2 protein-coding genes are annotated in these 13549 nt (G+C 46.7%); both read left to right on the plus strand.

The annotated features are described in order from the left end of the window. The first annotated feature begins 253 nt into the window (after positions 1-253). Entirely contained in the window at positions 254-12517 is a 12264-nt protein-coding gene (locus BLQ87_RS07485; protein ID WP_172664821.1) for an Ig-like domain-containing protein, read from the plus strand. 5 nt (positions 12518-12522) lie between these two features. Further along, positions 12523-13536 carry a PorP/SprF family type IX secretion system membrane protein gene (locus BLQ87_RS07490; protein WP_083361761.1) on the plus strand — a complete coding sequence of 338 codons (1014 nt, stop codon included), beginning with the start codon at positions 12523-12525 and terminating at the stop codon, positions 13534-13536. The last annotated feature ends 13 nt before the right edge of the window (positions 13537-13549 follow it).

A 13549-nucleotide genomic window follows, 5' to 3' on the forward strand; every position in this document is an offset into this window, starting at 1 on the left:
TAGGATTCATTCTCAAAAGCGAAGCTATCGTTTTTTTTTCATTGAGGGGCTTGGAGATGCGCTTTGTCTACATCATTTTACAATAAAACGTAGAAAAAATTCTAGGCGTCACTAGAATTATCTCTAAGGGTGGCTAAAATGCAATCGGCTAGTTTTGGACTGAGCATATTTTGCTGACAAAATAGTTATTTAACGTCCGTACAACCTGTTTATTGTCATGAAAAATGACAAGACAACCAATCCTCCTCTACACATGAAAAAAAATCTATTTTTTTGTTTTCTCTTATTCTTTAGTTTTAACCTGCAGGCTGCCGACTATTATTGGGTAGGTGGCGGAGGCAACTGGAGTGACATCAACCACTGGAAACTGGGCAGCAGCAGTGGCAATACCGCCGGTATTGTACCTTCTGCCGGCGACAATGTGTTTTTTGGTGCTTACAGTGGATTTACCGGGGCAAGTAAAACAGTCACCATCAATGCCAATGCCTTTTGTAAAAGCATGACCTGGATGTCTGATGTGGCGAATAGCCCGGTTTTAACCAGAACAGGTAGTTCCAGACTTAGCGTGAGTGGTCACCTTACCTTTGCGCCATCGGTAACGTATAACGGTATTGCTGTAGACCTGGTAGGTGGCAGCGATGCAACATTGACCACAAACGGCAATGTTTCCGGATCAGTCACTTTAACTGTAAACAAACCCGGCAGTGGCCTTACCCTTGCAGATGATTTGATTTACAATAGCCCGGGTAATACGGCTAATTTTCTGGAATTAACAGCGGGTTTTCTTAATGCACAGGGTAAAAAGCTTACTGTATATGGACTGTTCAGTGCAAATTCGAATAACCGGTCCTTAGACATCAGCAATTCTGTCGTAAATGCAAGTTTAACTGTAAATATAACAGGCCTTAATAAATCCCTGATTGCATCGGGAAGTAAAATTAGCACAGGGAGATTTTATGTGGATGCGGGTGTTTTTAACACGGTGAGTATAGGAACAGCTGCCGCTGATTATCTGGCAATTAACAATGCTACTTTTAAAACCATCACTTTTACGAATACCTCTTCTGCTTCACTTGCGCGGATACACAGTAACAATACCGTCGATTCTCTCTTTTTTATGGGTAGTGGTGCCATACGGAATGGCAACAATAACGTTAAACATGTTGTTTTTAATGGTGATGCAACAATTGGAGGAGGCGGAAACGTAATTCAATATGCCGAAGCCCGTGGCAAATTAGATTTGATAGATCAGGCGAATCATAAATTTGATACATTGATCACTGCGGCTAATAAAAATATACTGATCACAGGGTCCAATACCATCAATAAGTATTTCAAGGCCGGAGGGCTTCCATGTGATGGGTTTACCGAAATCAGCGGAGCGGGTAACGGAACATTAATCTTTGCACCCGGAGCCGTTGCGAACATGGATAATGTACTGCTGGCTAATCTGGCAGCTCAGGGGCCAAATACCCCAATTGCTGTAAACGGAATAGACAATGAAGGGAATTCCGGTTTTAACATTACCGAACCTTCTGCAGCTGGTACCTCACTTTACTGGGTAGGAGGGGCAGGCGACTGGAATGATAAAACACATTGGAGCACGAGTTCAGGCGGTGCCGGCGGTGCCTGTATTCCGTTCATTAATGACAATGTGGTCTTTGATGCGAACAGTGGCTTTTCGGCCGGAAATAACGCGGTGGTCACGACCGGAAATACCTATTGTAAGGACATGACCTGGGCAGCGGGTATCACCGGAAATCCTGTTTTTAACGAAAGCAGTACTTATGCGCTTTTCGTATATGGCTCGATCGTACTGAATCCTACGGTAACCATGAATGCTTTTCTGGAACTCAGAGGTGATGCTGCGGTTACCCTTCGCACCAACGGCAGCAGTCTGGGTGCCAATCAATATAACATTCGGAAATCTTCCCCGGGAGCAAATACAGGTCTTACCCTGCTGGATGATTGGAACAATCCAAATGCTGCTTTCTCCCTAATCAGGGGCGTGTTGGATATCCGCAACCGAAAAGTGAACATATATGCCATCAGTGGAAACGGAACATTGAACAAGTTCCTTTATATGAATAATGCAAACGTGCAGGTCACCAACTGGTCGTACATCACGCCTAACATTGTTCTGGACGCAACAGGTTCTTATCTGCTGGTCAGAAGTTATATGGTTACCCGTACCCAGACTTACCACATAGTAGACTGTGCAGCTACCGTGGCTGGAAATCTGGATATCGCCAATACCACCATCGGGCAGCTTACCTTTACAAATACCGGCTTAACAAGCGGTGCCAGGATTCATGGCAGTAATATCATCCGCCGACTGGAATTTAAAGGCCAGGGGATGGTCAGGTATGGGGGGAATATGATCGATTCACTGATCACCGCTGAGAACCGTAACTTCTATTTTTATGAAACGGCATCGGGTACAACGATCAATAAATATTTTAAAGCTACTCATCCTTCCTGCAGTGGATTAGGCGAGGTAAGGAGCGGTACTCCGGCAGTAGGCACGTTGATATTTGGGGCCAATGCTAAAGTCGATATTTCCAATGTATATCTGGAAAATATTGCGGCAACAGGTGGTGGAGGTACACTTGTTTTACCTATCCCTTTTAGTGGGGCCAATGCAGGTGGGAATTCAGGATGGGTCATCGCTTCAAGTAACGGAAATAGCCGTTATTGGGTAGGAGGAGCCGGCGACTGGAATGATGCAGCGCACTGGAGTTCAACGAGTGGTGGGGCAGGTGGTGCCTGTATCCCAACCGTGGGTGATGATGTGTTTTTTGATGCAAACAGTGGTTTTGGTACCAGCCCGGCAACGAAAACAGTTACCGTAAATAACGGAAACGCTTACTTTCATAACATGAGCTGGGCCGGGGTGTTAAACGACCCGGTCTTTTCAAAGTCTGGGGCATGGACCATGGAATGCTGGGGAAATAGCATCGTACTAAACCCGGCATCTACGCTAAACATCGCACCTCTTTTGTTGAAAGGATCAGAAGCGACAGTCATGTCCGGACAGAGCAAGGGCGATTTTGATTTGCAGATTAATAAACCGGGAGGAGGCTTGACACTCGCAAATGATTATGACAACATCAACACGGATTTTTACCTGGTTGAAGGAGGTTTTACAGCTGTCGGACGTGTACTTAACATCAGAGGTATTGACAATGCAGGGCTGGATAACAACATTGCGCTGGACATTAGCGGCAGTACCATCAGTTCAGCTACAGCAGGAATCCGTTACAATGGCGGAACGACAAAACGTACCCTGAACGCGGCAAATTCTATTATTAACGGTAATTTGATCGCCAATGGATTTGACTATAACATTGTCAACGCTTCGGGGACAGCTTCCGGAAATGTAACGATCTCTAATACCAATATCAAAGAACTCAACTTTACGAATCCAAATACAGCATCAACTATAGGAGTTAATGGTGCCAATAACACCATCGGCCGACTGGAATATAAAGGTAGCGGCGGGATCTATGGTACAGGCAATAAAATTGATACGCTGATCTTCTTCCCGGGAAATACCTATACCATTACCGGAGGTACCAATACGACGATTACTAAGGAATGGTTTGGCAGTGGCAGCCCTTGTAAGCCTACAGAAATAAAAAGCAGCAATACGACCCCGGTGACGATCACCAAAGCATCGGGTGGTGTAGATTTTGACTATGTCCGCTTACAGCGCGTCGCAGCAACAGGTGGTGCTACTTTTAAAGCAAGAGAACACAGTACGGATATGGGAGGAAATACCGGCTGGGCGATCTCTCCGTATAATGGTGCTGCACCAATATTGGGCCTCGGCCCGGATCTTGGCCTGAAGAATACTGAACTTCCTTATACCATCAAAACAGACGGCTTTTTTGGTTCGCCGCTTTCGCAATACGAATGGAAAAAAGAGGGCAATGTGATCAGCACGAATAAAGAACTGATCGTTACCCAACCGGGAACCTATTCTGTAAAGGTGAATTTCCCGGATGGTTGTTCTGTTTCAGACGATATTACCGTTACCCTGGTAAGTACAGATCTGGCAGTAGCTAAATCTGTAGACAACTCTTCTCCGGCAGTAGGCAGCAATGTGGTGTTTACGGTTAAGGCAATTAACAATGGCCCGGGCAACGGTTCAGTAATTACCGTAACCGATCAGCTTCCAACAGGATATACTTATGTGAGTCATGTTGCTCCTGCCGGTTCAACTTATGATGCGCTAACCGGACTTTGGGCAGTTGAGAACCTGGCTTCAGGTGCTGAGGCAGTAATTACGATTACGGCAAAAGTAAATGCAGCAGGTATTTATGTAAATACAGCAACGATCTCTTCTGCGGCTAATGATCCTGAGCCTGCGAACAACAGCGCTTCAGTTAGTCTGGTGCCAAATGCAGCACTGATCATTACGCAGCCCAGCTGCGCCATAGAAACCGGAACGATCGAAATACCGGTAATTACAGGAGGAACTTATTCTGCAGACGGAGGGCTTACCTTTGGGGCGACCAATATCTTTACCAACCTTGCGCCCGCAGATTATTCGATTATCGTAAAGGTAGGCGCGAATACCAGCAGCCCGGTGGTCGTTACAATTAACGAAGCACCTTCTGCACAGGATACACCGGTAAGTGGAGGCAACCAGTCCGTTTGTATGACCAACCCTGTGCAGACCTTAACCGCAACGGCAACGGTGCCGGCAGGATCAACGATCACCTGGTACGATGCCCCAAAAGGAGGTAACATCGTTGCCAATCCTGTTATCAATGCTTTGGGAACAGTAATTTATTATGCGGAAGCCAATAATGGCACCTGCGTAAGTAAATCAAGGACCCCGGTAGTCTTGTCTATCAATGCAAGCCCATTAATTGATTTGCCTGCAGCGCAGTCGGCCTGTGTATCCTATACACTTCCGGCGATAACCGGAACCAACTTAACCGGCAACCAGGCTTATTATACGGAACAAAATGGTGCCGGGACAAAATACCTTGCCGGAGCAACACTAAATACCGTAGGTACACAAACTTTATACTTGTTTGATAAAGCCATATCTACTGCAGCTTGTGCCGGAAATATAGACGTTATCCCTAATGCGGATATGAGTGATAATGTGGCCTTGCAACAGGTATTTAATACCGCTCACCGCTTTTATACCAGAGCCATAAACCCTGATTTCTGGAAGGGCTTAGCGAACCAGCCAGTTTTATACAGCAATACCGAACCTTCCTATACCTATGTAAGTCTGATCGGCGATATGAAAATAGCGGACGATCCGGCATGTACAGGTACACAAGTACAGGTTTCATTGCAAACTACTTTCAAAAACGAAGGACCTGTAGCAGGCCGTGGTTATTCTGGTCAGCTTGCCATCGTTAATAAAGTAACTAAAGAAATTTTATACCAAACCAATATACAGTCTGCAGCTGTAGGCGCATCCAGAACGTTTTCTGTTTCAGGAGTAGTTGCTGCTGCAGATTTAAAAGCCGGAAACCTGGTGGTGATTTTAGATGCAGAAACGGCACAGGATGGCTATAAGAGCTGGACTTTGTCTGGTTTCAAAGCCACTTATGCTTATCTATCTGAAACACCTTGTCCGGACGAAAAGTCGTTCCAGCTGACCATCAATCCGCTTCCTGCGGCTCCGGTAAATGATGGCAACCAGGAAGTTTGTGCAACGAACCCGGTTCAGACCTTAACTGCAACGGCGACAGTACCAGCCGGAACGACCATCACCTGGTACGATGCCGCAACAGCTGGCAATATAGTCGCTGCACCAATATTAAATACAGCAGGTACAGTGATCTATTATGCCGAAGCGGTAAGCAATACTTGTGTGAGTGCGACAAGGACTCCGGTAAAACTAACGATTAACTTAAGCCCGGTCATTAATCCAATTGCGGACATCAGTTCTTGCGGACCATTGACGCTTCCGGCAATTGCAGGAAACAATTTGTCCGGTAACCAGGCTTATTATACCGGTATCAATAAGACCGGAATAAAATATAATGTTGGGAATGTATGGAATACTGCAGGCGAAACTACCTTGTATGCCTACGATGAAATCATTGCTGGCGCAGGTCAAAACCCTGAGGCAGGTTTAATCCTTGCAAATGATGTAGGGACGGGGTATACCAATGCAAAATTGCAGGCTTTATGGCCTGATAAGACGCATTCCTTCCCAAGAACTGGAGCACTCAACGGCAATCCTGCTGTAGCTTCCGGCTTTTTAGCATTTGCCACTAACGATCCTAATACTAAATTTGCCGTTACTGTGGGCAGGTTGACACTTCCAGCCGGATATGTCAATGCCGGAGATCAAGTTTTGGTATCTGTAGGGAATGGCGTTATCAGAAATTCCAGCTTTCCGCCGGTGGCAATCCCTGGATATGCCGGACAAATTGCTATCATTAATAAGGCAACGAACCAGTTACTTTACCAAACCTCCTTTAGTGAGGTGCCGGCAACCGGGGTCAGCCCATCGGTAGCGGGTCTTGTTCCTGCTGCGGACCTGATTGCTGGTAACATCGGTGTGTACATCGAATTCAAAAATAGTACCTGGAGAATTTTAGGCCTTGCTGCCAAGTATCAGTTTGTTGCAAACGGAGCAGGCTGTCCTGCACAGGAACCTGTTAAAATAAAGATCAATCCAATTCCACTGGCACCAACGGGAAGCCCTCAAACGGCCTGTGCCGACTCCCCGGTTCAAACCTTAACGGCAACAGCAACAGTTCCATCCGGCTCAACGGTCGTATGGTATGATGCCGCAACCGCCGGAAATGTAGTCTCCGTACCCACATTAAATACAATCGGTACAGTGACCTATTATGCGGAAACGCAGACCGGCGATTGCCGGAGTGCAACAAGAACAGCAATCGTGCTAACGATCAATGCGCAACCGGTACTGACCATTCATAATCCAGCCGTTGTTTGTCACCCTGCCACAATCAACCTAACCAATAGTGCAATCACGGCCGGCAGTACTGCAGGTCTTACCTTTACTTATTTTACAGATGCCGCTGCTACTGTGGCATTGGCAACTCCGGCCACAGTAGCCCTGTCAGGGACTTATTACATCAAGGGCACAAATCCTGTTACCGGATGTAGTGTGATTGCTCCGGTCCTTGTCCAGTTTGTGGATAAACCAGAAGTTACGGCAGTGCACCCAGACTGTGTAAGTGGTACGGGAAGTATTAACATTACTGCGCCATTAGGTGCTGGTTTTGAATATTCCATTGACAATGGCGGAACCTATTATGCTGCTACAGCATTTACCAACCTGATCCCCGGAACGTATAACGTGAGGGCAAAAAATACGGTTGTACCTGGTTGCGAAAGTGACCCGAATGTGATCACCATCAATGCAACGCCTACCACGGCTATGCCATTGGTGTTTCAACCAGATTGCGACCAAACACAGGGAAGTATCGAATTTCCGGTAAACGCAGCCTACGAATATTCCATTGATAGCGCTCCATTTACCAGTGGAAATGTGTTTCCAGGTTTAAGTGTGGGCACGCACTCCATACGTTCGAGAAAAGCAGGAGATGCCTGTGTTGCTGATCCTGTTTCTATTACCATTGTTGCCAGTGCAGGACGTCCTGCTGCGCCTGTTGCTGCAAATCAGCAGGTTTGTGCAGGCAGTCCGCTGCAAATCTTAACCGCTACTGCGACAGTTCCGGGAGGTTCAACTTTAAAATGGTATGATGCCGCAACTGGCGGAAACCTGGTTTCATTGCCAACTTTAAGTAGTCCGGGCACTATTGTTTATTATGCCGAATCCAATACCGGGACTTGTGCAAGCACAAGCCGCACAGCGGTAAGGTTAACGATTACTCCGGTTCCGGTGATCAATGTCATTGCTGATAAAAATGTTTGCGGATCGCTTACACTTCCTGCAATTGCAGGCGCCAATTTATCAGGCAACCAGGCTTACTATACCGCTTCAAACGGAGGAGGTACAAAATACAACCCAGGTGATGTTTTCGATACGGTAGGAGAGACTACGCTGTATGCTTATGACATCAGTGCGGTAGCAAGCCCGGGTACAAGCTGTCCTGCGGAAAGGAGTTTCAAAGTATTGATCCGTAATACTACCGCAGGTTCAATTACAGCAGATCAGACCATTTGTAAAAATATGGCCCCGGCTGCTTTGGCTTCGGCTGCAGACGGAACCGGATCTGGCAGTATCAAATACAAATGGGAAAGTTCAACAACGGGTGCTTCTGCAGGCTTTAATGTAATTGCCGGATCAACACTGGCAACATATGCTCCCGCTACGTTAAATACCACAACCTGGTTCAGAAGAATGACCATTTCATCCCATGATGGTGTGGAATGCGAATCCGCAGCAACGACGGCCATAAAAATTACCGTTCAGGATCTGGTTACGCCGGGTGCGATCAGTGCCAGTCAGACCATTTGCAACAATAGCAGCCCTGCAACATTAAGTTCAGTTGCCAATGCAACAGCTGCGGGCACAATCAGCTATCGTTGGGAAAGTTCCACAACAGATGCCCTTACAGGCTTTACCACGATTGCAGGTATCACATCGGCAGTTTACAGTCCGCTGGCTTTAACCGCTACGACCTGGTTTAGAAGGGTGGCGATCTCTACATTAAATGGCATTGCCTGCGAATCGGTACCCACAACCGCCATTAAGGTTACGGTACAAACCGCAGTTACTGCAGGAACGATCAGTGCTGACCAAACGGTTTGCAACAATACTGGTGTGACCTTAACATCATCAACTGCCGGAACAGGCTCCGGAGCGATCAGCTATCGCTGGGAAAGTTCCACAACAAACGGGCTTACCGGTTTTACAACAATTGCAGGTATCGCATCGGCAGACTATAATCCATCGGCTTTAACTGCTACGACCTGGTTCAGAAGAATCGCCATATCAACATTAGCTGGTATTGCCTGCGAATCTGCACCGACAATTGCGACAGCTGTTACGGTACAAAACCTGACTACAGCAGGAGTCATCAGCGCCGATCAAACCATTTGCGCCAATACAGTTCCGGTAGCCTTAACCTCCCTAACGGATGGAACAGGATCCGGAATCCTGACTTATCGCTGGGAGCAGTCCTCGGCATCAGCTCCGGCATTTACTGCAATTCCAGGTATAACATCTGCAGGTTATGCACCTGCTGCATTAACGGAAACTACTTATTTCCGCAGAATTACCATTTCCTCATTAAATGGGGTGATTTGCGAATCAGTACCAACTACACCGTTGAAAATTACCCTGCAGGGAGCAGTTACCGCAGGTGCGATTGGTACCGACCAGACCATTTGTAATGGCAGTGTTCCGGTAGCGTTGACTTCTGTTACCGCAGGAACAGGTTCCGGTACCATTGCTTATCGTTGGGAAAGTTCAACCACGAATGCACTGGCAGGTTTTAGCCCTATAGCCGGAGCAATATCAGCTGGTTATACACCGGCGGCCTTGAATGTCACTACCTATTTTAGAAGAATTACCCTTTCCACGCTGAATGCTAAAATATGTGAATCAGCGCCAACAGCTGTACTGACTATCAATGTACAGGATGCGGTTACCGCAGGAACTATCGCTGCAGACCAGATGATCTGTAACAATACCATCCCTGTAACATTGACATCTGTTACCGCTGGTTCCGGTTCAGGAACAGTCAGCTACCGTTGGGAGCAATCATCATTTGCGCTTACCGGTTTTACAGCAATTCCGGGAGCAATAGCAGATAGCTACAGCCCTGCAGCATTAAATACCAGTGCTTATTTCCGTAGAATCACCATCTCTACCCAAAACGGAATAATTTGTGAATCTGCGCCAACACCTGCGGTAAAAATTACAGTGCAGGGAGTAACTGTTGCAGGAACTATTGGTACCGATCAGACGATTTGTTTTAATAGCGTTCCTTCAGCTTTAAATTCAACAGTGATCGGATCAGGTTCTGGCAGCATTAGCTACAGATGGGAAAGTTCTACAGCAGGTCCTGGAACTGGTTTCACAGTTGTTCCGGATGCCGTGTTAAAAGACTACGCACCGGCGGCTTTAACGATGACCACTTATTATAGAAGAATTACAATTTCGACACAAAATGGCATATCATGTGAATCCCCGGCAACGAATGTTGTAGCCGTTCAGGTACAGGTTCAGACTGAACCAGGTGTAATTGGCGCCAGTCAGACCATTTGTAACAGTACGACTCCATCAGCTTTAACATCAGTAAACGATGGAACCGGATCAGGAATCATTACCTATCGTTGGGAAAGCTCAACAACCAGTGCTACTGCCGGTTTTACGATCCTATCGGGAGAAACACAGGCAACTTACGCTCCTGCAGCACTAACGGTTACCACTTATTTCAGAAGAGTCACGATTTCAACACAAGATGGGATAGGTTGTGAATCACAACCTACGGTCGCTGTTGCCATCTCTGTGCAGCAAAATACGACCGCAGGAACCATCAGCGGGAACCAGACCATTTGTCGTAGTACAAGTCCGCTTGCCCTGGCTTCGGCTACTGCCGGTACAGGTTCAGGTAGCATCAGTTATCGTTGGGAAAGTTCAACCACCTCAGCTACTGAAGACTTCGTGGTGATCCCTGGAGCAACATCAGTAAATTATGCTCCTGCCGCATTAACTGTGACCACTTATTATAGAAGAATTACCGTTTCAACATTAAATGGTACGGCATGTGAATCCGCACCTGCAGCTGCAATTGAGGTTAGGGTACAGGATGCAGTTACCGCAGGTACAATCTCTGCAGCGCAAACGATTTGTAACAACACCGTTCCGGCTGCTTTAACTTCAACTACCGCAGGCACAGGATCAGGAAGCATTAGCTATAGATGGGAAAGCTCTACGGCAGGTGCTGGTACTGGCTTTACCGTTATTCCTGGTTCAACAACGGCCGATTATGCGGCGGCAGCCCTGAGCTCGGATACCTGGTTCAGAAGGGTGACCATTTCCTTAGAAAATGGGCTGGCTTGCGAGTCAGTACCTACAGCGGCAATTGCCATTACAGTGCAGGATGCAGTTACAACAGGTACCATCTCCGGAACACAAACCATTTGTAACAATACGCTTCCAGCTGCTTTAACGTCAACAACAGTAGGTACAGGATCAGGCGTGATTACGTACAGATGGGAAAGTTCAACAGCAGGCGCGACCACAGGCTTCACCCTTATTCCTGGTGTAACATCAGCTGAATATAGCCCGGAAGCGCTAACCCTGAGTACTTATTTCCGCAGAATTGCGATCTCCGGCTCAAATGGTTCGGTATGTGAATCTAACCCAACTGCTGCGGTTAAGGTTACCGTAATCACCGAATTGTTCGCCACTGCGGGACCAGACCAATTGCAGTTTAACAGCCCTGTGTTTACACTGGATGCAACTGTCCCGGCAACAGGAACAGGAAAGTGGACCATCGTTTCCGGTACGCTTGCAGAACCGGTTACTAATGATGCAAACCCGAAAAGTAGTGTTAAACTGCTCCCTAATTCTTCGGTCACCCTGAGGTGGACGGTAACGGAATCACCTTGTTCGGTATACGATGAGGTAATGCTTACTTATACTGCTCAGGCGGATATTGTTACGTTGAAAACTTTGAAGAATGCTGCGCAAACCACATTTACCCCTGGTATGCCGGTAGTTTATAAGATCAGTGTCACCAACAATGGCCCTGCTGACGCAAACGAGGTGAAAATAAGGGATATTGCACCTGCAGGTACCAGCATCAGCAACTGGACGGCAGTGGTCAGTGCAGGAACAGTAACCTTACCAAACCTTAATGGTACCGGTAACCTGGACCAGACGATTGCCTTATTGCCAAACGGTGCTGCGGTTACCTATGAGGTAACCATACAAACGCCGCCAAACTTTGCCCTCAACCTGAGCAATACGGTCATCGTGACCAGCACAACCGAAGATCCGGTTCCGGGTTGTACGGGTTGTACATCGGTAACGATCAGCCCTGTTGGCTTGCCGGTGGCAATTGATAATGATGTTGCTGTTGCTGAGAACAACAGGACAATTCTCATTCCGGTTCTGGATAATGATAAACCCGGCATCAGTCCTTTTGATCCGGCTACCGTAGAAATTACGGTTCAGCCTCAGTTCGGAACCTTGGTAAAAAATGCAGATGGAACAATTACCTATACGCCTAACAAAGGTTATGAAGGCAACGATACCTTTAATTACCGCGTCAAAGATCAGTTGGGTAACTGGAGTAATGCGGCAGAGGTAATGGTTGTAGTGACCAAACAACCGGTTAACGCTCCTAACGTGATCACACCAAATGGTGATGGTAAGAACGACACCTTTATCCTTGTTGGCAGGGAACATTACGATTCTGCTCAGATTGAAATCTACAACCGCTGGGGCAATCAGGTGTACAGGAGCGATAACTATCAGGATACCTGGTCGGGTGAAGGCTTAAACGAAGGCACTTATTACTACATCATCAGGCTAAAAAAAGCGATGAAAACAGAATCACTTAAAGGATGGATCCTGATAAAACGTTAACAGACATGAACAGATACAGCATAAAAAAAATAACAATGTTTTTGAGCTTAACCATTGCAGGATGTATACCTGCAATGGCTCAGCAAAACATTCAGTTTACACAATACATGTTTAACTCACTCAGTGTAAACCCTGCTTATGCAGGCTATAAAGAACAATGGTTTGCCCAAATGGCTTTGCGTACCCAATGGGAAGGAATTAAAGGGGCACCCAGAACAGGATCGTTTTCTGTTGATGGGATCCTTGATCCTACCAATAAAAAGATGGGACTGGGCATTCAGCTGACCACCGATAAACTCGGCTCGCAATCGTCGGTTGCAGCCTATGCCAATTATGCCTATCGCCTGCAGCTTGACCCCGAAGATACCCAACGCTTAAGTTTTGGCCTTGGGATTGGAATGACCAATTATAGCCTGGATGGAAGCATGCTAAATCCGGTACATTCTGATGATCCTGAAATACCCGTAGGCACAATTGGCAGCTATATTCCGGATGCCCGTGTTGGGGTTTACTATTACGCACCCAAATTTTATATCGGTGCATCAGTGATGGATTTATTTTCCGGCGACCGCTCGAACAACATCTTTCGCTGGGACACCAATGCCTCCGATAACCTGAAACGCAGACGCCATGTGTACCTCATTGCGGGAATGCTGACGGAGCTTTCAGAAGAGCTGAAACTTCGGCCAAGTATACTGGTAAAAGACGATTTTAAAGGACCTACCAGTGTTGATCTAAACGGCATGCTGATCATTAACGAAAGGATCTGGCTGGGTGCATCCTACCGCATGGGACTTAACTTATGGAATAAGAGCTACGGTAAAAACCTGCCGCTGACCGATAACAATTCGATGTCGGGGGTTGCCCAGTTTTATATTTCCAGTAAGTTCAGATTGGGTTATTCTTATGATTATATGCTCAATAGTTTAAGAACGGAGCAGTCTGGATCACATGAAATTACATTGGGTTTAACCTTTGGCCAGAAATCAGAACGTGTGGTTAGTCCGAGGTTTTTTTAAGGAGATCAATCAT

This window comes from Pedobacter steynii, assembly GCF_900103665.1.
GTDB lineage: Bacteria > Bacteroidota > Bacteroidia > Sphingobacteriales > Sphingobacteriaceae > Pedobacter > Pedobacter steynii.

What these genes read in the sequence shown, in the direction of transcription:
- BLQ87_RS07490 (WP_083361761.1), top strand. Translation starts at nt 12,523, where the DNA reads ATGAACAGATACAGCATAAAAAAAATAACAATGTTTTTGAGCTTAACC.
- BLQ87_RS07485 (WP_172664821.1), top strand. Translation starts at nt 254, where the DNA reads ATGAAAAAAAATCTATTTTTTTGTTTTCTCTTATTCTTTAGTTTTAAC.